This window comes from Actinoplanes sp. URMC 104 (assembly GCF_051386375.1).
Taxonomy (GTDB): domain Bacteria; phylum Actinomycetota; class Actinomycetes; order Mycobacteriales; family Micromonosporaceae; genus Actinoplanes.
In genome coordinates this window covers 188210-210351 of the sequence record NZ_JBPQTO010000004.1, presented here as the reverse complement: position 1 = coordinate 210351, position 22142 = coordinate 188210, and the positions used below count along the sequence as shown (strand labels likewise).

Annotated in this window: 19 protein-coding genes; 1 reads left to right on the top strand and 18 read right to left on the bottom strand. The window is 69.8% G+C overall.

The annotated features are described in order from the left end of the window. Window positions 1–744 precede the first annotated feature (744 nt). On the top strand, window positions 745–1737 hold the full coding sequence (locus tag ACSNN8_RS14735; protein ID WP_436650722.1) for a polyprenyl synthetase family protein: 993 nt from the start codon (window positions 745–747) through the stop codon (window positions 1735–1737). Window positions 1738–1987: 250 nt separating this feature from the next. Here the strand turns inward: ACSNN8_RS14735 and nuoN are convergent, their stop codons facing one another. The 18 genes from nuoN to mqnC all read right to left on the bottom strand — a co-directional run bounded on the left by nuoN (window position 1988) and on the right by mqnC (window position 22074). Next, window positions 1988–3520: an NADH-quinone oxidoreductase subunit NuoN gene (gene nuoN, locus ACSNN8_RS14730; RefSeq protein ID WP_436649746.1), complete on the bottom strand. Its 1533-nt coding sequence runs from the start codon at window positions 3518–3520 to the stop codon at window positions 1988–1990. A gap of 2 nt (window positions 3521–3522) precedes the next feature. Continuing rightward, window positions 3523–5064: an NADH-quinone oxidoreductase subunit M gene (locus ACSNN8_RS14725; protein WP_436649745.1), complete on the bottom strand. Its 1542-nt coding sequence runs from the start codon at window positions 5062–5064 to the stop codon at window positions 3523–3525. 2 nt (window positions 5065–5066) lie between these two features. Next, window positions 5067–6986, bottom strand: coding sequence for an NADH-quinone oxidoreductase subunit L (gene nuoL, locus ACSNN8_RS14720; RefSeq protein WP_436649744.1), 1920 nt, complete (start codon window positions 6984–6986; stop codon window positions 5067–5069). Between the two features lie 12 nt (window positions 6987–6998). Further along, window positions 6999–7298, bottom strand: coding sequence for an NADH-quinone oxidoreductase subunit NuoK (nuoK, locus tag ACSNN8_RS14715; RefSeq protein WP_364703333.1), 300 nt, complete (start codon window positions 7296–7298; stop codon window positions 6999–7001). Next, window positions 7295–8038, bottom strand: coding sequence for an NADH-quinone oxidoreductase subunit J (locus tag ACSNN8_RS14710; protein WP_436649743.1), 744 nt, complete (start codon window positions 8036–8038; stop codon window positions 7295–7297). The genes nuoK and ACSNN8_RS14710 overlap by 4 nt, the downstream gene beginning before the upstream one ends. Further along, window positions 8038–8691 carry an NADH-quinone oxidoreductase subunit NuoI gene (nuoI, locus tag ACSNN8_RS14705; RefSeq protein WP_436649741.1) on the bottom strand — a complete coding sequence of 218 codons (654 nt, stop codon included), beginning with the start codon at window positions 8689–8691 and terminating at the stop codon, window positions 8038–8040. Before nuoI ends, ACSNN8_RS14710 begins: the two co-directional genes overlap by 1 nt. A gap of 1 nt (window position 8692) precedes the next feature. Next, window positions 8693–10057 carry an NADH-quinone oxidoreductase subunit NuoH gene (gene nuoH, locus ACSNN8_RS14700; protein ID WP_436649740.1) on the bottom strand — a complete coding sequence of 455 codons (1365 nt, stop codon included), beginning with the start codon at window positions 10055–10057 and terminating at the stop codon, window positions 8693–8695. Then, window positions 10054–12531 carry an NADH-quinone oxidoreductase subunit G gene (locus ACSNN8_RS14695; RefSeq protein WP_436649738.1) on the bottom strand — a complete coding sequence of 826 codons (2478 nt, stop codon included), beginning with the start codon at window positions 12529–12531 and terminating at the stop codon, window positions 10054–10056. Before ACSNN8_RS14695 ends, nuoH begins: the two co-directional genes overlap by 4 nt. Beyond that, window positions 12531–13847, bottom strand: coding sequence for an NADH-quinone oxidoreductase subunit NuoF (gene nuoF, locus ACSNN8_RS14690; RefSeq protein WP_436649737.1), 1317 nt, complete (start codon window positions 13845–13847; stop codon window positions 12531–12533). Before nuoF ends, ACSNN8_RS14695 begins: the two co-directional genes overlap by 1 nt. Continuing rightward, window positions 13844–14980 (bottom strand): NADH-quinone oxidoreductase subunit NuoE, encoded by a 1137-nt coding sequence (gene nuoE / locus ACSNN8_RS14685; protein ID WP_436649736.1) that lies wholly within the window; start codon window positions 14978–14980, stop codon window positions 13844–13846. Before nuoE ends, nuoF begins: the two co-directional genes overlap by 4 nt. Beyond that, the gene (locus tag ACSNN8_RS14680) at window positions 14981–16306 is read right to left on the bottom strand and encodes an NADH-quinone oxidoreductase subunit D (protein WP_436649735.1); all 1326 of its coding nucleotides are present in this window, start codon (window positions 16304–16306) and stop codon (window positions 14981–14983) included. It lies immediately after the preceding gene. Next, window positions 16303–17022, bottom strand: coding sequence for an NADH-quinone oxidoreductase subunit C (locus tag ACSNN8_RS14675; protein WP_436649734.1), 720 nt, complete (start codon window positions 17020–17022; stop codon window positions 16303–16305). Before ACSNN8_RS14675 ends, ACSNN8_RS14680 begins: the two co-directional genes overlap by 4 nt. Continuing rightward, window positions 17019–17687: a NuoB/complex I 20 kDa subunit family protein gene (locus ACSNN8_RS14670; protein WP_436649733.1), complete on the bottom strand. Its 669-nt coding sequence runs from the start codon at window positions 17685–17687 to the stop codon at window positions 17019–17021. Before ACSNN8_RS14670 ends, ACSNN8_RS14675 begins: the two co-directional genes overlap by 4 nt. Window positions 17688–17693: 6 nt before the next feature. Continuing rightward, complete coding sequence (locus ACSNN8_RS14665; protein ID WP_436649732.1) at window positions 17694–18059, bottom strand: NADH-quinone oxidoreductase subunit A; 366 nt, start codon at window positions 18057–18059, stop codon at window positions 17694–17696. A 70-nt stretch (window positions 18060–18129) separates the two neighbouring features. Beyond that, window positions 18130–19425 (bottom strand): geranylgeranyl reductase family protein, encoded by a 1296-nt coding sequence (locus ACSNN8_RS14660; RefSeq protein ID WP_436649731.1) that lies wholly within the window; start codon window positions 19423–19425, stop codon window positions 18130–18132. Between the two features lie 99 nt (window positions 19426–19524). Continuing rightward, complete coding sequence (locus ACSNN8_RS14655) at window positions 19525–19794, bottom strand: hypothetical protein (RefSeq protein ID WP_436649730.1); 270 nt, start codon at window positions 19792–19794, stop codon at window positions 19525–19527. A 57-nt stretch (window positions 19795–19851) separates the two neighbouring features. Continuing rightward, complete coding sequence (locus ACSNN8_RS14650) at window positions 19852–20547, bottom strand: demethylmenaquinone methyltransferase (protein WP_436649729.1); 696 nt, start codon at window positions 20545–20547, stop codon at window positions 19852–19854. 285 nt (window positions 20548–20832) lie between these two features. Further along, window positions 20833–22074, bottom strand: coding sequence for a cyclic dehypoxanthinyl futalosine synthase (gene mqnC / locus ACSNN8_RS14645; RefSeq protein ID WP_436649728.1), 1242 nt, complete (start codon window positions 22072–22074; stop codon window positions 20833–20835). Between the last annotated feature and the right edge of the window lie 68 nt (window positions 22075–22142).

Sequence of the window (22142 nt, the reverse complement as noted above, 5' to 3'; positions counted from 1 at the left end):
CCAGGGCCGACGACACCCCGTCCCGCACCAGCGCACGCAACCGCCACACCGCGGTACCCAGATACCGGCTCCACGGCCGACGACACCCCGTCCCGCACCCGCGCACGCAACCGCCATCACCGCGGTGCCCAGATCCAAGCCAGCCGTACGGCACCCGGCTCCACACACCTTCCCCCATGCACGCAGCGGCCGTCGCCGCGGCGCTCCCTCCAGTGCGACGGCACGGCGAAACACCCAGCCGCACACACCTAGCTGACGTCGCCGTGAGCCCCGCTCCGAGCGGGTTGCGCGGCTGACAACGCCGGCCGAACGCACCTCGCCCGCGCGCGCACCGCCGTCGCACGCCCTGCCTCGAGCCCGCGCGAACCAGCCGCCACCACCCGCGCCCGTCTCAGCCCACCAGGCGCCGATCCGCTGGAAGCTGATCATCGGGGTGTGCCACCGCCTCCCCCGCCCACCCAGGGTTGTGGGCTGTGGGCTGCGGGCTGCGGGCAGCGGGCAGCGGGCAGCGGGCAGCGGGCAGCGGGCAGCCTATGCCGCCGCCACAGCGGGCCGAGCGGGTTGTCCACAGGCCGCAGCGTCTTGTGGACAACCCTCCTCCGGGCCGCCTCCCCAGCCGGCCGCCGGGGTGGGACCCGCCCGTGTGCCAACTCTGGTTTTGATCTTGCTGCCGTGACCCCTGGGGCCGTGGTCGTCGCACCCATGTGGCATCGTGAAAGCGTGGTGAGCACCGGTGATCTGACGCTGTCGTCGCTCGGCCTCGACATCGATCCCGCGATCGATGCGTCGGTGTCGGCGACGCTGGCCGCCGTGGAGGAGGCGCTCCGGGCGAACGTGGCCAGCGCCGACCCGCTGGTGGCTGAGGCCGCGCGCCATCTCGCCGATGCGGGCGGCAAGCGGTTCCGGCCGATTCTCGTGGCGCTCGGCTCGCTGTTCGGCGACCCGACCGCGCCCGAGATCGTTCCGGCGGCCAACGTGGTGGAGCTGACCCACCTGGCAACGCTCTACCACGACGACGTGATGGACGAGGCTCCCGTACGCCGCGGCGCGCCCAGCGCCAACTCACGCTGGGGCAACTCGGTGGCCATCCTCGTGGGCGACTACCTGTTCGCCCAGGCCGCCGACCTGGCCGCCTCGCTGGGCCCCGAGGCCGTCCACCTGCAGGCCCGCACGTTCGCGCGGCTGGTGCACGGGCAGATCGCCGAGACGGTGGGGCCGCGCGGCAGCGATCCGATCGAGCACTACCTGCACGTCATCACCGAGAAGACGGGCTCGCTGATCGCCACGTCGGCCCGGTTCGGCGGCATGTTCTCCGGCGCGCCGGCCGAGATCGTGGAGGCGCTCGCCCGCTACGGCGAGACGATCGGCATCGCGTTCCAGCTCTCCGACGACCTGCTCGACATCGCGTCCGAGTCGGTGCAGTCGGGCAAGACGCCGGGCACCGACCTGCGCGAGGGCGTGCCGACGCTTCCGGTGCTGTACGCGCTGGCCGGCGACGACACCGACGCCTCGGCGGTGCGGCTGCGCGAGCTGCTGGCGAGCGGCCCGATCACCGACGACGACCTGCACGCCGAGGCGCTGACGCTGCTGCGCGAGTCGGCGGCGATGAAAAAGGCGCGCGAGACCGTGCGGTCCTATGCGGAGGAGGCGCGCGCCGAGCTCGCCCCGCTGCCCGACAGCGAGGCGAAGCGGGCCATGGACGCCCTCTGCAACTTCATCGCCGACCGCACGAGCTGACCGCAGCCCACCGCAGGAAGAAGCGGGAAGCCGGCCGCACGAAGCAGCCCAGGAGCCCACCGCAGGAAGAAGCAGGAACCCGGCCGCACGAAGCAGCCCGGGAGCCCACCACGGGCGGAAGCGGGAACCCGGCCCCACGAGGCAGCGCGGGCCCGGCCGCACAAGGGCACAAGGGCACAAGGGCACAAGGGCACAAGCTCAACGAGAAAGGCCCCGGCTCACCAGAGCCGGGGCCTTCTTCACGAAAAGATCAGCGGACGAACTGCGCCGCGTCTCTCGTCAGGTCGATCAGCGGCGCCGGCACCACACCCAGGGCGACCGTAGCCACCACGCCGATGACCAGCGCGGCCGACGTCAGGAAGCCGGGAATGGACACCGTGGGCGTCGTCTCGCTCGGCTCGGACAGCCACAGCATGACGACCACCCGCAGGTACGGGAAGGCCAGCAGCATGCTGGTGATCACGCCGAAGATGACCAGCCACGTCTGGCCACCCTCGATGGCAGCGCCGAAGACGGCGAACTTGCTGGTGAAGCCGCTGGTCAGCGGGATGCCGGCAAAGGCCAGCAGGATGAACGTGAACGTCGCGGCGAACAGCGGGCTCTTGCGGCCCAGACCGGCCCACCGGGACAGGTGGGTGGCCTCCCCGTCGGCGTCGCGCACCAGCGTCACGATGCCGAAGGCGGCGAGCACCGAAAAGCCGTACGCCACCAGATAGAACATGGTGCTGCTCAGGCCCTCCTCGTTGAGCGCGAGCACACCGACCAGCACGTAGCCGGCGTTCGCGATCGAGGAGTACGCGAGGAGGCGCTTCATGTCGGTCTGCGTGACCGCGAGGACGGCGCCGACCAGCATCGTGAGCACGGCGATCGTGCCGAGCACCGGCTGGAAGTCCCAGCGCACGCCGTCGAAGGCCACGTACAGGATCCGCAGCAGCGCGCCGAACGCGGCCACCTTGGTGCAGGCGGCCATCAGCGCGGTGATCGGCGTCGGCGCGCCCTGGTAGACGTCCGGCGTCCAGACGTGGAACGGGGCCAGCGCCGCCTTGAAGAGCAGGCCGATCGCGACCAGCGCGAGCCCGCCGTAGAGCAGCACCTGGCTGCGCTGCGGGTCGACCACCGCGTCGTGCACCTGGCCGAGCTGGATCCCGCCGGAGAAGCCGTAGATCAGCGCCACGCCGAACAGGAAGAACGCCGAGGCGTACGAGCCGAGCAGGAAGTACTTGAGCGCCGCCTCCTGGCTGAGCAGGCGGCGCCGGCGCGCGAGCGCGCACATCAGGTACAGCGGCAGCGAGAGCACCTCGAGCGCGACGAACATGGTGAGCAGGTCGTTCGCCGCGACGAACAGCAGCATGCCGCCGAGCGAGAAGATCGTCAGCGGGTAGACCTCGGTGCCGCCGGGCTGGTCGCCGGCCTGCCGCAGGTCCTTCTGCGAGCCCACGGTGATGGCCGCCTGCGAGACGAACGGGCCGCCGCGCTCGAGCGAGCGCTCGCCGATCAGCATCAGCGAGACGGCGCCGAGCACGAGCAGCGAGCCCTGCAGGAACAGCGTCGGGCCGTCCACCGCGACCGCGCCGCCGATCGTGATCTTGCGGGTGTCGTGCTGGACGATCACCGCGACGAACGCCGCCGCGACGGCCAGGAACGCCAGCGTCAGCTGGATCGCGTTGCGCGACCGGCGGGGCGTGAACACCTCGACCAGGATGCCGACGCAGGCCGCCCCGAAGAGGATCAGCATCGGCAGCAGCGCGCCGTAGTCGATGCCCGGCAGTTTGAGGTCTTCCATGGCTAGCGCGCCACCCTTTCGTTAGCGACGACCGCCGTCGGTCCCGGGTCCTGGACGCCGACGTCCTGCATGGTCGCCTCCACCGCCGGGTTGATCACGTCGGTGACCGGCTTGGGGTAGAAGCCGAGCAGCACGATCAGCAGGATCAGCGGGGCCACCACGACCTTCTCGCGAAGCGTGATGTCCTTCTGCATCGCCGGCACCTCGGTGAGGGCCGGGTTGAGGGTGCCCTGCGTGGTGCGCTGCACCATCCAGAGCACGTAGGCGGCGGCCAGGATGATGCCGACGGTCGCCACCACCGCGTACGTCTTGTGCACCGTGAACGTGCCGATCAGCACGAGGAACTCGCTGATGAACGGCGCGGTGCCCGGCAGCGCCAGCGAGGCGAGACCGGCGAAGAAGAACACCCCGGCGAGCACCGGGACGAGCTTGCCGGCGCCGCCGAAGTCGCTGATCAGGTTCGAGCCGCGGCGGGCGACGAACATGCCCACCACGATGAACAGCAGACCGGTCGCGAGGCCGTGGTTGACCATGTAGAGCACCGAGCCGGTGCCGGCCTGGCTGGTGAACGCGAAGATGCCGATGCCGATGAAGCCGAAGTGCGCGATCGACGTGTACGACACCAGGCGCTTGAGGTCGTTCTGCCCCACCGCGAGCAGGGCCGCGTAGAGGATGCCGATCACGCCGAGCACCAGCGCCGCCGGGGCGAACCAGCGCGACGCCTCCGGGAACAGCGGGAGGCAGTAGCGCAGGATCCCGAACGTGCCGACCTTGTCCATGACGCCGACGAGCAGCGCCGCGGCGCCGGCCGGGGCCGCGCCACCGGCGTCCGGCAGCCACGTGTGGAACGGGAAGAACGGCGCCTTGATCGCGAACGCGACGAAGAACCCGAGGAACAGCCAGCGGGCCGTGTTCTGGTCGATCGCCCCGGCCGCCTCGGTCAGCTTGCCGAAGTCGAACGTGTGGCCGCCGACCACCCACAGGCCGATGACCGCGGCCAGCATGAACAGACCGCCGACCAGGCTGTAGAGGAAGAACTTCACCGCCGCGTACTGGCGCCGCTGCCCGCCGAACGACCCGATGATGAAGTACATCGGGATCAGCATGACCTCGAAGAACACGTAGAACAGGAAGATGTCGGCGGCCGCGAAGACGCCGATCATCGTGAACTCGAAGGCCAGCAGCAGCGCGAAGTAGGTCGGCGCGGAGCGGTTGCTCTGCTCGACGTCGTGCCAGGACGCCAGGATGACGATCGGGAACAGGATCGCGATCAGCATCAGCATGACCAGCGCGATGCCGTCGGCCGCGAACGTGAACCGGGCGTCCCACGAGGGGATCCAGGCGTACGACTCGCGGAACTGGAAGCGGTCGCCGCCCACCTTGAAGGCGATCCACATGACGACGCTGAGCACCAGCACGACAAGCGACCAGCCGAGCGCGATCGTCTTGGCCAGCTCGGCCTTCTGCCGCGGGACGAGCGCCACGACGACGGCGCCCACCAGCGGCAGCAGCGTCAGGATGGAGAGGAACGGAAAGTCAGACACGCCTACCACCCAAGCTGGATCGCGAGGAAGGCGCCGACGACGAGGACGGCACCGGTGAGCATGGACAGGGCGTACGACCGGACGAAGCCCGTCTGGAGCCTGCGGAGCCGGCCGGAGCTGCCGCCGATGCCGGCCGCGATGCCGTTGACCAGACCGTCGATGCCCTTGTTGTCGAGGTAGACCAGCGCCCGGGTGAGGTAGATGCCGGGCCGCTCGAACACCGCCTCGTTGAACGCGTCGGTGTACAGGTTGCGCCGCGCCGCGGTAACCACGGCCCCGGCCGGCTGCTCCTGCAGGGCGGTGCCCCGGCGGAACATCGCCCAGGCGAGACCGGCGCCCGCCAGCGAGATCACCACCACCAGGACGCTGACCACCCAGGCGGGACCGATGACCGGCTCGTGATGCTCTTCCGGGCCGAGCACCGGTTCCAGCCAGTGCGCCACGGGCGAGGCCATCAGGCCACCCGCCGCCACGGAACCGATGGCGAGCAGCACCAGCGGAATCGTCATGATCTTCGGCGACTCGTGCGGGTGCTCGTTGTCCTCGGTGTACCGCTCGGGCCCGTGGAAGGTCAGCACGAACAGCCGGGTCATGTAGAAGGCGGTCAGGCCGGCGCCGATCAGCGCGGCGAATCCGAACAGCCAGGCCGTCCAGCCCTCACGGGCGAAAGCGGCCTCGATGATCGGGTCCTTGCTGAAGAAGCCGGAGAACGGTGGCAGACCGATGATCGCGAGCCAGCCCGTCATGAAGGTGAGCCAGGTCCACTTCATGTACTTGCGCAGGCCGCCGAAGCGCCGGATGTCCACCTGGTCGTGCATGCCGTGCATGACCGAGCCCGCGCCGAGGAACATGTTGGCCTTGAAGAAGCCGTGCGCGAGCAGGTGGATGATCGCCAGGGCGTACGCCCCGCCGCCGAGCCCGACGCCGAGGAACATGTAGCCGATCTGGCTCACGGTCGACCAGGCCAGCACCCTCTTGATGTCGTCCTTGGCCGCGCCGATGATGCAGCCCATCAGCAGGGTGAGCGCGCCGACGCTGACCACGACCGTCTGCAGCGCGGTGTTCGCCGAGAAGATCGGGTTGGAGCGGGCGATCAGGTAGACGCCCGCGGTGACCATCGTCGCCGCGTGGATCAGGGCGGAGACCGGGGTCGGGCCCTCCATCGCGTCGGGCAGCCACGCCTGCAGCGGGAACTGACCGGACTTGCCGGCCGCGCCGAGCAGCAGCAGAAGCCCGAGGACCAGAACCGTGGTGGCGGTCAGCGCGCCCACGCCGTTGAAGACCTCGGAGTACTGGGTGGTGCCGAGCGTGGCGAACATCAGGAAGATGCCGATGGCCAGGCCAGCGTCGCCGACCCGGTTCATCAGGAACGCCTTCTTGCCGGCGGTGGCCGCCGACGGCCGGGTGTACCAGAAGGAGATCAGCAGGTACGACGCCAGGCCGACGCCCTCCCAGCCGAAGTAGAGCATCACGTAGTTGTTGCCGAGAACCAGCAGCAACATCGCCGCGACGAAGAGGTTGAAGTAGCCGAAGAACTTGCGGCGGCCCGGATCGTGCTCCATGTAGCCGACCGCGTACAGGTGGATCAGCGAGCCGACGCCGGTGATCAGCAGGACGAAAACGCCGGACAGCGGGTCGAACAGCAGCCCGAAGTCGACGTGCAGGTTCCCGACGGCCATGAAGTCCCACAGGCTCAGCTCGGCCGACCGTTGCTCCGGGTCGAGGCCGCGCAGGCTGAAGAAGAACACCAGCCCGAGCACGAAGGACGCGGCCACCGCGAGGACACCGAGCCAGTGCCCCCACTTGTCGGCCCGCTTGCCGAGGAGCAGCAGGATCGCCGCGCTGGCCAGCGGTATGGCCACCAGCAGCCAGATCCCGCTCAACGCCCCCGTCGCGTGGGCGTACTCCACTGTCTGTTCCACGTGAAGGCCCCTTTAGTACTTCAGAAGGTTCGCGTCGTCGACGCTCGCCGAGCGCCGCGTACGGAAGATCGACATGATGATCGCGAGCCCCACCACGACCTCGGCGGCCGCGACGACCATCACGAAGAACGAGATGATCTGGCCGTCCAGGCCGCCGTTGATGCGGCTGAAGGTGACCAGCGCGAGGTTCGCGGCGTTGAGCATGAGCTCGATGCACATGAACAGCACGATCGCGTTGCGGCGGACGAGCACCCCGGCGGCGCCGATGGTGAACAGGATCGCCGCGAGCACGAGGTAGTAGTCGGGGGTCATTTGTCCGTTCCCTTCGGAGCTGCCTCTTCGGCGGTGAGCTCACGGACGGGCAGGATCGGGGAGATGCTGCGCTCGGAGCCGTTGCCGTCCGGGAGCCGGGCGGGAGCGGCGACCGACATGGTGTTGGCGTAGACGCCGGGGCCGGGCTTGGGACCGGGGTAGTTGCCCGGCCGGAACCGCTGCTTCATCCGGGTCACCTGGTCGTCGGCGTCGGCCTTGGCCCGCTCGACGTGCGCCAGGATCATGGCGCCCACCGCCGCGGTGATCAGCAGCGCCGAGGTGACCTCGAAGGCGAAGACGTACCGGGTGAACAGCAGCGCCGCGAGGCCCTGCACGTTGCCGTTGGCGTTCGCGTCGGTCAGCCCGGCCACGGGGACGTCGCCCAGCGAGCGGGCCAGCCCGGTGCCGATCAGCGCGGCGAGGCCGGCGCCGAGCAGGATCGCGGCGACCCGCTGGCCGCGCAACGTCTCGATCAGCGAGTCCGAGGCGTCGCGGCCGACCAGCATCAGCACGAACAGGAACAGCATCATGATCGCGCCGGTGTAGACGATGATCTGCACCGCGCCGAGGAACGGCGCCGAGTTCACCACGTACAGGAAGCCCAGGCACAGCATCGTGACCACGAGCCAGAGCGCGGAGTGGACCGCGTTGCGGGCCAGCACCATGCCCAGCGCGCCGATGACCGAGAGCGAGCCGAGGATCCAGAAGGCGACGGCCTCGCCGGTAGACACGTGGTCCATCAGACGCGCTCCTTCGGGGTCGGCGACTGACCCGGCTGGCGCTGCGTGCCGGCCGTCTCGTCCCGGTCGCCGGGGCCGGTGGCGGTCGACGCGTCGTCGGTGCCCAGGTCGGACCAGGGCGCCCGCTCGGCGCCCGCCGAGGTGCCCGGGTTGGTGAGCGCGCCGATGTAGTAGTCCTTGTCGGTCTCGCCCAGCCGCATCGGGTGCGGCGGCTGCTCCATGCCCTCCAGCAGCGGGGCCAGCAGCTCCTTCTTCGTGAAGATCAGGTCCTGCCGGTTGTCGCGGGCCAGCTCGTACTCGTTGCTCATGGTCAGCGAACGGGTCGGGCAGGCCTCGATGCAGAGCCCGCAGAAGATGCACCGGGCGTAGTTGATCTGGTAGATGCCCGCGTACCGCTCACCCGGCGAGAACCGCTGCTCGTCGGTGTTGTTGGCGCCCTCGACATAGATGGCGTCCGCCGGGCAGGCCCAGGCGCACAGCTCGCAGCCGATGCACTTCTCCAGGCCGTCCGGGTGCCGGTTGAGGATGTGCCGGCCGTGGTAGCGCGGCGCCGGCGTCGGCGGTGCGAACGGGTAGTCGGTCGTGATGACCTTGCGGAACATGTGCGCGAAGGTCACCCCGAAGCCCTTGAAAGAGCCGGTGAACGTACCCACGTCACACCTCCTTGTTTTCTTCAGGAGACCCGACCGTGGCCGGAGCGCGTTCGGCGACCGCCCGGCGGGCATGTGGACTGGGAGGCACCTGCAGGTCCATCGGAGGTACCGGGAAGCTGCCTGGTGGCCGGGCGGCCAGCTCCTCCTCGATGGAGATCTGCCTCGGCTTGCGGGCGGCCGGCCACAGCATGGCGACCAGCAGGATCACGACCACGATGCCGACGATCGAGAACCACTTGGCCTGCTGGGACAGCTCGTTGTTGGCGACCTTGACGTAGCTCAGGAACAGGATCCACACCAGGTTGACCGGGATCAGGACCTTCCAGCCGAAGCGCATGAACTGGTCGTAGCGCATGCGGGGCAGCGTGGCGCGCAGCCAGATGAAGCCGAACAGCAGCAGCAGCACCTTGGCGAAGAACCAGATCAGCGCGAAGTAGCCGGAGTTCGCGCCCTCCCAGAACCAGGTGATCGGCCACGGGGCCCGCCAGCCGCCGAGGAACAGCGTGGTGGCGAACGCCGAGACGGTGATCATGTTGATGTACTCGGCGAGGAAGAACAGCGCGAACTTGAACGACGAGTACTCGGTGTGGAAGCCGCCGACCAGCTCGGACTCGGCCTCGGGCAGGTCGAACGGCGCGCGGTTGGTCTCGCCGACGGCCGCGATGCAGTAGATGACGAAGCTCGGCAGCAGCAGCACCGCGTACCAGCTCGGGGTCGTCGCCTCCCAGCCGAGGATGTTCACCGGGTTGCCCTGCGCCTGCGCGGCCACGATCTGCGAGGTGCTCATCGTGCCCGCGGTCATGAACACCGCCACGATCGACAGACCCATCGCGACCTCGTACGAGATCATCTGCGCGCTCGACCGCAGCCCGCCCAGCAGCGGGTACGTCGAACCCGACGCCCAGCCGGCCAGCACCACGCCGTAGACGGCCATCGACGAGCAGGCCAGCAGCACGAGCACCGAGACCGGCACGTCGGTGAGCTGCAGCGCGGTCTGGTGGCCGAACATGTTGACCACGCCGCCGAACGGGATCACCGAGAACGCGGTGAACGCCGTCGTCGCCGAGATGACCGGCGCGATGAAGTAGACGACCTTGTCCGCGGTCTTCGGAATGATCTCTTCCTTGAACGGCAGCTTCACGCCGTCCGTGAGGCTCTGCAGCCAGCCCTTGGGCCCGACCTGGTTGGGGCCCGGCCGGACCGCCATCCGGGCCACGACCTTGCGCTCATAGTTGATTGTGAAGAGCGTCAGCAGGAGCAGCAGGACGAAGACGCCGAACAGCTTGATCAGCGTGATCCACCAGACGTCGTTCTCGAACGTCTGAAGGGTCGGGTCGACGGCGTGCGCCGCGAGGACGGTGTTCATGCGGTCGCCTCCGAGGAAGCCAGAATGGGACCGGAACGCCCGGCGGAGAGCCGGACGACCGAGCCCGCGACGACGCCAAGGCTGCGACGCAGGGTCGAGCCGGGCGAGTTGGTGGGCAGCCACACGACGCGCGGCGGCAGGTCGGTGATCGCGGCCGGCAGGGTGATCGCGCCGCGGTCGGTGCCGACGGTCACCGGGTCGCCGTCGACCACGCCGAGCGACTCGGCGAGGTCCTTGCCGATCCGCGCCAGCGGCTGCCGCGCGGTGCCGGCCAGCACCGGGTCGCCCTCGAGCAGCGAGCCGAGGTCGATCAGGTGGTGCCAGGTGGCCAGCACGGCCTCGTGCTCGCCGGTCTCGGGCAGCGACGCCGCCGGAACGGTCGGCGCCGCGGGGCGGGCAGCCTGGCTGACCGGCATGGCGCCGAGCTCGCGGCGGATGCTCATGACATCGCCGGTGCCCAGGACGACTTCCATCAGCGCCGCGACCGCCTCGAGCACGCGACCGTCGGTCATCGCCGTGCTGGGCAGCACCGCGTTGAACGACCGCAGCCGGCCCTCCCAGTCGAGGTACGTGCCGGCCTTCTCGGCCGCCGGGGCGACCGGCAGCACCACGTCGGCGCGGCGGGTGACTGCGCTGTGCCGCAGCTCGAGGCTCACCACGAAGCCGGCGTTGTCGAGCGCCTGCTCGGCCAGCCGCGGGTCGGCCAGGTCGCCCGGGTCGACGCCCGCGACCAGCAGGCCGCCGAGCTGACCCGCGGCGGCCGCGGCGACGATCGCGTCCGTGTCGCGGCCCACCGCGCTGGGCAGCCGGCCGGCCTCGACGTTCCACGCCAGCGACAGCTCGGCGCGGGCCGCCGTGTCGGTGACCGGGCGGCCGCCGGGCAGCACGTTGGGCAGGCAGCCGGCGTCGATCGCGCCCCGGTCGCCGGCCCGGCGGGGCACCCACGCGAGGCGGGCCCCGGTGCGGGCAGCGAGGGCAGCCGCGGCGGACAGACCGCCGGGCACGGTGGCCAGGCGCTCGCCGACGATCAGCAGCGCGCCGGGCACGGCGAGCGCGGCGGCGACGGCGGGGTCGTCGGCCAGCAGCCGGGCCTCCTCGCCGGGCGCCGCGGACACCAGGGTGGCGCCGAGCTTCTCGAAACCGCGGGAGAGGTACGGCGCGACGGCCGTCACCTGGAGCTTCTTCTTGCCGTGCGCCTTGCGCAGGCGCAGGAAGAGGATCGGGCACTCCTCCTCGGGCTCGAGCCCGGCGATCACCGCGGACGGCGCGTTCTCCACGTCGGCGTACGTGACGTCGGAGACGCCGGCGACCGACGAGGCGAGGAAGTCCGCCTCCTCCGTGCTGAGCGGCCGCGCCCGGAAGTCGATGTCGTTGGTGCCGAGGGCGACGCGGGCGAACTTCGCGTACGCGTACGCGTCCTCCACCGTCAGCCGTCCGCCGGTGAGCACCCCGACGCCCTTGGCGCGCGCCGCCGTGAGCCCCTCGGCCGCCGCGAGCAGCGCCTCGCTCCAGGAGGCCTCGCGCAGCTCACCGGTCGCGGCGTCGCGCAGCAGCGGGGTGGTGATCCGGTCGTTGGCCACCTGGTACTGGAAGCCCCAGCGGCCCTTGTCGCAGTTCCACTCCTCGTTGACCGCGGGGTCGTCGCCGGCCAGCCGCCGCAGCACCCGGCCGCGGCGGTGGTCGGCGCGCATCGAGCAGCCCGCGGCGCAGTGCTCGCACGCGGTCGGCGTCGACACCAGGTCGAACGGGCGGGCGCGGAACCGGTACTGCTCGCCGGTCAGCGCGCCGACCGGGCAGATCTGGATCGTGTTGCCCGAGAAGTACGAGTTGAAGGCCACGTCGCCGTCGCCCTCACCGACCTGGCCGTCGCCGGTGCCGCGGCCGCCGAAGAAGTCGTCGCGGTAGACGTTGATCTGCTCGCCGGAGGAGCGGTCCATCAGGTCGATGAACTTGTCGCCGGCGATCTCCTCGGAGAACCGGGTGCAGCGCTGGCACAGGATGCACCGCTCGCGGTCGAGCAGCACCTGGCTCGAGATGTGGATCGGCTTCTCGTACTCGCGCTTGTGCTCCTTGAACCGCGACTCGGCCCGCCCGTTGGACATGGCCTGGTTCTGCAGCGGGCACTCGCCGCCCTTGTCGCAGGTGGGGCAGTCCAGCGGGTGGTTGGCGAGCAGCAGCTCCATCACGCCGCCCTGGGCCTTGGCGGCCACCGGCGAGGTGAGCTGGGTCTTGACCACCATGCCCTCGGCCACCGTCTGGGTGCACGAGGCGACCGGCTTGCGCTGGCCCTCGATGTCCACCAGGCACTGGCGGCACGCGCCGGCCGGGGCCAGCAGCGGGTGGTCGCAGAACCGCGGGATCGCGATGCCCATCCGCTCGGCGACGCGGATCACGAGCTCGCCCTTCTCCGCGGTCACCTCGATCCCGTCGATGGTCAGGGCGACGGTGTCCGTCTGCTTGGCTACGTCCGTCATCAGTGAGCTCCAACCAGAGCCTTGGCGGACAGCCGCGGAGCGGTCCGGCCCTCGATGTAATCCAGGTAGTCCTGCCGGAACCACTTCAGCGTCGACACGACCGGCGTCGCGGCGCCGTCGCCGAGGCCGCAGAACGACCGGCCGAAGATGTTGTCGGCGGTGTCCTGCAGGGTGTCCAGGTCCGCGTACGTCCCCTCGCCGGACAGGATCCGGCGGTAGGTGCGCACCATCCAGTAGTTGCCCTCGCGGCACGGGGTGCACTTGCCGCACGACTCGTGGTGGTAGAACTCCAGCCACCGCCAGGTCGCGTAGACCGGGCAGTCCTGGTCGCTGAAGATCTGCATCGCGGTGGTGCCCAGGATCGACCCGGCCGCCGCCACGCCCTCGAAGTCCATCGGGGTGTCGATGTGCTCGGCCGTCAGCAGCGGGGTCGACGAGCCGCCCGGCGTCCAGAACTTGAGGTTGTGCCCGGGCTTCATGCCGCCGGCCAGCTCGATGAGCTCGCGCAGCGTGATGCCCAGCCCGCACTCGTACTGGCCGGGGTTGGCGATGCGGCCGGACAGCGAATAGATCATCGGGCCGGACGACTTCTCCGTGCCCATGCTCTTCCACCAGTCGGCGCCGCCGAGCACGATGTACGGCACGCTCGCGATGGTGCCGACGTTGTTGACCACCGTGGGGCTGGCGTACAGGCCCGCGATCGCCGGGAACGGCGGGCGCAGCCGGGGCTGGCCGCGGAAGCCCTCGAGCGAGTCGAGCAGCGCCGTCTCCTCGCCGCAGATGTACGCGCCCGCGCCGCTGTGCACCACCAGCTCCAGGTCGAAGCCCGAGCCGAGGATGTTCGTGCCGAGGTAGCCCTTGGCCCGCGCCTCCTCGACGGCGTTGCGCAGCCGGCGGGCCGCGTGCACGGCCTCGCCGCGGATGTAGATGAACGCCCGGTTCGCGCGGATCGCGTACGCCGCGATGATCGCCCCTTCGACCAGCGAGTGCGGGTCGTAGGTCATCAGCGGCAGGTCCTTGCAGGTGCCGGGCTCGCCCTCGTCCGCGTTGATCACGAGGTAGTGCGGCTTGCCGTCGCCCTGCGGGATGAAGCCCCACTTGAGACCGGTCGGGAAGCCCGCGCCGCCGCGGCCGCGCAGACCCGAGTCCTTGATGAGCTGGATCAGGTCGTCGGGGTGGACGTCGAGGGCCTTGCGCAGCGCGGCGTAGCCGTCGAGCCGCTCGTAGACGCCGATCTTCCAGGCGTCCGGCGAGAGCCAGCGCTTGGTCAGGACCGGGGTCAGCTTCTGGAGAACCTCAGGCCGTGGCTGAGTCACTTCTCCTCCTCCTTGCCGCCGCCGCGCGGCACGTTCTGCCAGCCCGGGTTGGGATCGACGCCGCCCTTGTTCCGCTCGGACGTCTCCTTGCTGACGATGTCCTCGCCACGCTCGGTGTCGCCGGCCGGCTTGCCGTCGCCCGCGGGAACGTTCTTGGCGGCCCCGGCAGCCTCGGCGGGGTTCGTCGGCGTGGGCGTGGTGGCCTGCGCGTCCCCGGTCTTGTCCGGGGTGCCCATCGTGGGGTTACGCTGCTCGGCCGTGCGGACCTCGGGGTCCTTCTCGTCGCCGGCGCGAACCGGCTGGCCGGCGTGGCTCACCTTCTCGGTGACCGCTTCCTTGACCGAGCTGGCCGCGCTCTTCACCTTGTCGACGACCGTGGCGACCTTGCCGCGGCTCTCCTCGCGGGGCGACGGCTTGGTCTTGGTGATCGGGGTGTCCGGGTTGAAGTTCGCGACCGCGATGCCGTGCTCCTGCGCCAGCGTCACGCCGCGCAGCGTCGGCGCACCGGCCTGCCCGTCGGCCACCGCGCCCTCGCGCGGGTCGGCGAACCCGGCGAGCTGCACCTGCATCTCCTTGAGCGAGCAGATCCGCGCGCCCCGGCTGGGCGTGGGCCGCTCGCCGGCCCGCAGCTGCTCGACCAGGCCGACCGCCGTCTCGGGCGTGGCCTGGTCGATGGCGAAGTCGTAGTTGACCGTCACCACCGGCGCGTAGTCGCAGGCCGCCAGGCACTCGGCGTGCTCCAGCGTGATGCGGCCGTCGCCGGTCGTCTCGTCGTGCCCCACGCCGAGGTGCTCGGACAGCTGGTCGTAGACCTCCTGGCCGCCCAGCACGTTGCACAGCGTGTTGGTGCAGACGCTGACCAGGTATTCGCCGGTCGGGCGGCGCTTGTACATCGTGTAGAACGTGGCGACCGCGCCGACCTGGGCCTTGTTGATGCCCAGGATCTCGGCGCAGAACGCCACGCCGTTCGGGCTGACGTGCCCCTCCTCGGTCTGCACGAGGTGCAGCAGCGGCAGCAGCGCCGAGCGGCTGCGGCCCTCCGGGTAGCGGGCGATGATCTCGAGCGCCGGCGCGAGCAGCTTCTCGGCCAGCGGGGCGGCTGCGGGGGAGAATTCCACCTGTGTGTCGGTCATTTAGCGGTCACACCCACCCATCACGGGGTCCAGGGAGGCGCCGCCGGCGATGACGTCGGCCAGCAGCGCGCCTTCGGCCATCGCGGGGATGGCCTGCAGGTTCACGAAGCTCGGGTCGCGGTAGTGCACCCGGTAGGGGTGGGTGCCGCCGTCCGAGACCGCGTGGACGCCGAGCTCGCCGCGCGGGTGCTCGATGCCGACGTAGACCTGGCCCGGCGGGACCCGGAAGCCCTCGGTCACGAGCTTGAAGTGGTGGATCAGCGCTTCCATGGACTGACCCATGATCTTGGCGACGTGCTCGAGCGAGTTGCCCAGCCCGTCGACGCCCAGCGCGAGCTGCGAGGGCCACGCGATCTTCTTGTCCGCGATGTAGATGGGCCCGGGGCGCAGCCGGTCCAGGGTCTGCTCAATGATCTTGAGAGACTCGCGGATCTCGGCGACCCGCACCTGGTAACGGCCCCACACGTCGGCGGTCGTCGCGGTCGGGACGTCGAACTCGTACGTCTCGTAGCCGCAGTAGGGCATCGTCTTGCGCAGGTCCCAGGCCAGCCCGGCGGAGCGCAGCACCGGCCCGGTGATGCCCAGCGACAGGCAGCCGGTGACGTCGAGGACTGCCACGCCCTTCGTGCGCTCCTGCCAGATCACCTGGCCGGAGAGCATGTCCTCGTACTCCTTGAGCTTCTTGGGCATGTACGTCAGGAAGTCACGGATCTTGCGGATCGCGGACTCCGGCAGGTCCTGCGCGAGACCGCCCGGGCGGATGTACGCGTTGTTCATCCGCAGGCCGGAGGTCTCCTCGAAGATGTCGAGGATGTACTCCCGCTCGCGGAAGCCGTACAGCATCATCGAGATGGCGCCGAGCTCCATGCCGGTGGTCGCGAGCCACACCAGGTGCGACGCGATCCGCTGGAGCTCCATGAACATGACCCGGATGGTGGTCGCGCGCTCGGTGATCTGGTCTTCGATGCCGAGCAGCTTCTCGACCGCGAGGCAGTAGCCGGCCTCGTTGAACATGTTGGACAGGTAGTCCATGCGGGTCACGAAGGTGACGCCCTGGGTCCAGTTGCGGTACTCCAGGTTCTTCTCGATCCCGGTGTGCAGGTAACCGATGACCGGGCGGACCTCCTGGACCGTCTCGCCCTCGAGCTCCAGCACGAGCCGGAGCACGCCGTGCGTCGACGGGTGCTGCGGCCCCATGTTGACGACGATCTTCTCGTTGCTCAGCGGGTCGATGCTGCTGGTGACGGAGTCCCAGTCGCCGCCCGTGACCGTGAAGACGCGGCCCTCGGTGGTCTCTCGTTCGGTTGCGTAGCCCGACTGTGTCATTGGTAGACCCTCCGCTGGTCAGGAGGCGGAATCTCGGCGCCCTTGTACTCGACGGGCACGCCGCCGAGCGGATAGTCCTTGCGCTGCGGGTGGCCCTCCCAGTCGTCCGGCATGAGGATCCGGGTGAGGTTGGGGTGGCCGGTGAACACGACGCCGAACATGTCGTAGACCTCGCGCTCCTGCCAGTCGGCAGTCGGGTAGACGCTGGTCACGCTCGGCACGGGAACGTTCTCGGGCACGGCCACCTCGAGGCGGACGCGCCGGCGGTAGGTCATCGAGGTCAGCTGGTACGACACGTGGAAGCGCGCCGGGTCGCTGCCCAGGTAGTCGACGGCGTCGACCGAGGAGCACAGCTCGAAGCGCAGCGACTCGTCGTCGCGCATGATCTGGCAGACCTCGGCGATGCGCTCGGGCTTGAGGTGCAGCGTCAGCTCGCCCCGGTCGACGACGACCTTGACGATCGCGTCGGCGAAGGCCGGGTACGCCTCCTCGAGCGAGTCGTGCACCTCGTCGAAGTAGCCGCCGAACGGCCGCTCGCTGTCGGCCGTCGTCGGCGTGCGCCGGGCGAGGCCGCCGAAGCCGGAGACGTCGCCGGTGCCCTTGACGCCGAACATGCCCTTGTAGGGGCTCGGCGGGACCTGCGCCGGCGCGTCGATGTCGGCGCCGACGGGCTGCGTGGCGGGCACGCCGCCGTCGGACTCGGGCTGGGTGCTCACTTGCCCTCCCGCAGGTGCGGCTGCAGCTTCATCCAGTTCTCGATGCGCAGCTGTTCCTCGCGGCCTTCCTTGACCGCCTGGGTCCACTCCGCGCGTCGGACCTTGTCGACCCGGTACGACGAGGGCATCGCGCCCGGCGCGACGATCGGCACCTTGCCCTCGGCCTTGCGGGCCTCGAGCATCTTGCGGCCGTTGGGGCCGAGCGGCTGGGCCATGACCTTCTCGCGCATCTTGAGGATCGCGTCGATCAGCATCTCGGGCCGCGGCGGGCAGCCGGGCAGGTAGATGTCGACCGGGACGATGTGGTCGACGCCCTGCACGATCGCGTAGTTGTTGAACATGCCGCCGGACGAGGCGCACACGCCCATCGAGATCACCGAGCGGGGCTCGGGCATCTGGTCGTAGATCTGGCGCACGACCGGGGCCATCTTCTGGCTCACCCGGCCCGCGACGATCATGAGGTCGGCCTGGCGGGGCGAGGCCCGGAAGACCTCCATGCCCCAGCGGCCCAGGTCGTAGTGCGGACCGCCGGCGGCCATCATCTCGATCGCGCAGCAGGCCAAGCCGAACGTCGCGCCCCAGAACGAGGACTTACGCGCCCAGTTCGAGAGCTTCTCGACGGAGGTCAGCAGGATTCCGGAGGGCAGTTTCTCTTCGATACCCATAGAGCATCAGTCCCAGTTGAGGCCGCCGCGTCGCCACACGTACGTGTAGGCGATGAAGACGGTGACGATGAACAGGACCATCTCGACGAACCCGAAGATGCCCAGCGCTCCGAAGGAGACGGCCCACGGGTACAGGAAGATGGTTTCGATGTCGAAGATGATGAAGAGCATCGCGGTCAGATAGAACTTGACCGGGAAGCGGCCACCACCGACCGGCTGCGGCGCGGGCTCGATGCCGCACTCGTAGGCGTCGAGTTTGGCGCGGTTGTAGCGGTGCGGACCGACGATCGGCGCGATCGACACCGAGAACAACGCGAACAGCGCGCCGAGGATCAGTAACCCGACGATCGGGACGTATGGGTTGACCGTCATGTTATCTCCTGCCCGACTATTAGCTGGTTCACACTATTAGTCCGATTTACGCTCTCGGCGCGCGGGGTGCTCATACCGCGGGCGCAACCTTGGTCAGACCGTTGATCACCCGGTCCATGGCGTCGCCGCCACGCGGGTCGGTGAGGTTGGCCAGCAGCTTCAGAACGAACCGCATGAGGGTCGGATGCGGCATGCCGTGCTTGGTGGCGATCCGCATGACGTGCGGGTTGCCGATCAGCTTCACGAACACGCCGCCCAGACGGTAGTAGCCGCCGAACCGCGCGCTCAGCTCGCCGGGGTACGCCCGCAGGGCCCGCTCGCGGTCGGCGCCGGCGGGCCGGGCGAGCGCCTGGACCGCGATCTCGGCCGCCAGCTCGCCGCTCTCCATCGCGTACGCGATGCCTTCGCCGTTCATGGGGTTGACCATGCCACCCGAGTCGCCGACGAGCATCAGGTTGCGCGTGTAGTGCGGCACCCGGTTGAAGCCCATCGGCAGCGCGGCGCCCAGGATCGGCCCGTCCGCGTTGGAGTCGTCGCGCATGCCCCAGTCGGCGGGCGTCCCGGCCAGCCAGTCGGTCAGCATCGCGCGGTAGTTGGTCTTGCCGAACGCGCTGGAGCTGTTGAGGATGCCCAGGCCCACGTTGACCCGGCCGTCGCCCAGCCCGAAGATCCAGCCGTAGCCCGGGAGCAGCTTGTCGCGGTCGCTCGCGCTGCGCAGCTCCAGCCAGGACTCGAGGTAGTCGTCGTCCGCGCGTACGGGCGAGTGGTAGTAGCGCCGGACGGCCACGCCCAGCGGGCGGTCGTCGCGCTTGGTCAGCCCCATCGCGATCGGCAGCTTGCCCGACACGCCGTCCGCCGCGATCACGAGCGGCGCACGGAACTCCACGGGCTCCTTGTCCGGCCCCGCCTTGGCCTCGACACCGATCGCGTTGCCGTCCTCGTCGAGCACGGGGCCGGTGACGGTGACACCGGTGCGCAGCAGCACGCCGGCCTCGACGGCCCGCCGGGCGAGCATGTCGTCGAAGTCGAGGCGCGTGCGCACCAGGCCGTAGTTCGGGAAGCTGGCCAGGTCGGGCCAGTCGAGCTCGAGGCGCACGCCTCCGCCGATCACCCGCAGGCCCCTGTTCTGCAGCCAGCCGGCCTTTTCCGAGGTGTCGATGCCCATCCGGACGAGCTGGCGGACGGCACGCGGGGTCAGCCCGTCGCCGCAGACCTTCTCGCGCGGGAACTCGGTCTTCTCCAGCAGCAGGACTCTCAGTCCGTGCCGCGCCATGTGATAGGCCGCCGCTGATCCACCCGGACCCGCGCCGACGACGATGACGTCGGCCTCGTCGGCTGTCGGACCGGATGGTACTTGGTTGCGCACACCACACCTCCGTCTCGCAGCGGCTCGTGAAACAGTTCACAAGCGCGCCCAAGTTCGGAGTCTAGGACGGCCATCGAAGGTCGTTCTGGTAAGGGAACCCTAACTGTTTCGAGTGGGTGAATTGCCCTCTGCGAGAACTCTGTCCGCCGCGGCACGCGCGTCGCCCTCGAGGTAGTCGCGGAAGTTGCCGCCCATGGCCTTGTCCAGCGCCACGATCAGGTTGTCGACCAGTTCCTGAGCCAGATCCGGGTCCTGCGCTGCCACCAGCCGCAGCCGGGCGGCGAGCTCCATGCCGCGACGCTCGCCGGCGTCGCTCTCGTCGATGGCGATGTCGATGTCGGTGTCTTCGAGCTGCCCGAAGGTCGTCATGACCCGAGCCAAACAGCCTTCGCGCCGCGCCGGGCCGAAAGGCGTTTTTGTCCCTCTTTAGGCTTTAGTTGCCCGGTGCAGCGCCACGATGCCGCCGGTCAGGTTGCGCCACCCGACCCGGCTCCACGTGCCTGCCCCGGCGATGCGCGCCGCGAGCGCCCGCTGGTCGGGCCAGGCGCGGATCGACTCGGCGAGGTAGACGTACGCGTCGGGGTTGCTCGACACCTTGCGGGCCACCACGGGCAGCGACCGCATCAGGTACTGCATGTAGACAGTGCGGAACGGCCCGTTGGTCGGGTGGCTGAACTCGCAGACCACGAGCCGCCCGCCGGGACGCGTGACCCGGCCCAGCTCGCGCAGCGCGCCGTCGACGTCCACGACGTTGCGCAGCGCGAACGAGATGGTGACCGCGTCGAACGTGCCGTCGGCGAACGGCAGCCGCAGCGCGTCGCCCGCGACCAGCGGAACCTCGGGGCGCGCCCGGCGCCCGGCCCGCAGCATGCCGGTGGACAGGTCGGCGCCCACCGCGAACGCGCCCGACCGGCCCAGCTCCTCGGTCGAGACGCCGGTGCCCGCGCCCACGTCGAGCACCCGCTCCCCCGGACGCAGGCTCAGCGCCGCGCGGGTGGCGCGCCGCCAGCCCCGGTCCTGGCCGAAGGCGAGCACCGTGTTGGTCAGGTCGTACCGGTCGGCCACGCCGTCGAACATCTCGGCGACCTCGTGCGGCTGCTTGTCCAGATCTGCGCGCGTCACAGCACCACTCTTACACCCGGCACAAACAGATCGGGCGGGATGGTGACCCATCCCGCCCGTTCCTCGTGCGTTATATATACGACCGCCATCGGTCGGGTCCGCGACCATCACCGGTGTCGAACCCGGCTGATGCGTCAGGTGGTTCTCAGGTCTTACGCGGGCAACGTAACCAGGGCCGGAACGCCGGCAACAGAGGTTCACGTCCCTCGTTACGAACCAGATACCCGCCCCTCCCCGGTTCGGGGAGCGGCACCTGACCGAACGGTCAACGGCAACCCGCCTTTTCTACGAGGCTTCGACCAGCGGCAGCTGGGTGCGGCCCGCGCCGCCGCCGGGCATCGCGATCGACGAGAAGTGCGACACGACGCGGTCGTCGGTCGGGTCGTCGGCCGGCGTGCGGTGCACGGCGAGGTGGCGGTAGAGGGTGTCGCGCTGGGCCGGGGTGCGGTCGGCGGTGCGGATCATCCAGATCAGCTCGTGCAGGTTGGACCGGTGCCGGGCGCCGGCCGAGGAGATCACGTTCTCCTCCAGCATGATCGAGCCGAGGTCGTCCACGCCCAGGTGCAGCGAGAGCTGGCCGACGTCCTTGCCCGTGGTCAGCCAGGACGCCTGCAGGTGCGCCACGTTGTCGAAGAACAGCCTCGACATGGCCAGGAACCGCAGGTATTCCATGGTCGTGGCCTGGGTGCGGCCCTTGAGGTGGTTGTTCTCCGGCTGGTAGGTCCACGGGATGAAGGCCCGGAAGCCCCCGATCTCCCGGCTCGTTTCGACGGCGTCGTCGCGGTAGCCGCGGGCCACGGTCAGGTCCTGCACGTCGCGGATCATGCGGATGTGCTCGATGCGCTCGGCGTGCGTCTCGCCGGTGCCCATCATCATCGTCGCGGTCGACGACAGGCCGTTGCGGTGCGCGACCGCCATCACCTCGAGCCAGCGGGCGCCGCTCTCCTTGAGCGGGGCGATCGCCTTGCGCGGCCGGTCGGGCAGCATCTCGGCGCCGGCGCCGGCGATCGAGTCCAGCCCGGCGGCCTTGATCCGTACGATCGCCTCCTCGATCGAGACCCCCGAGACCTTCGCCATGTGCAGGATCTCGCTCGGGCCGATCGAGTGGATGGCGAGCTGCGGGTAGGCCTGCTTCACCGAGGCGAACAGGTTCTCGTAGTACTCCACGCCGAACTCGGGGTGGTGGCCGCCCTGCAGCATCACCTGGGTGGCGCCGAGGTCGACCGCCTCGCCGCAGCGGTGCAGGATTTCCTCCATCGGGTGCGACCAGCCCTCGGAGTGCTTGGGCGCGCGGAAGAAGGCGCAGAACTTGCACGCGGTGACGCAGACGTTCGTGTAGTTGATGTTGCGGTCGATCAGGTAGGTGACGATGCCGTCGGGATAGCGGCGGCGCCGGACCGCGTCGGCGGCCTCGGCGAGCGCGTGGAACGGCGCCTCGGTGTAGATGAGCAGCGCCTCCTCGGGCGTGATCCGCCCGCCGTCGGCCCCACGCTGCAGGATGCTGTCGATCTCCGGGTTCGCCGTCACGTTGTCGAGATTACGTCCCCGCTCGCCCGGGCGTCAGTCGGCGCGTTGCGTGGCGATGAGCACTCCGG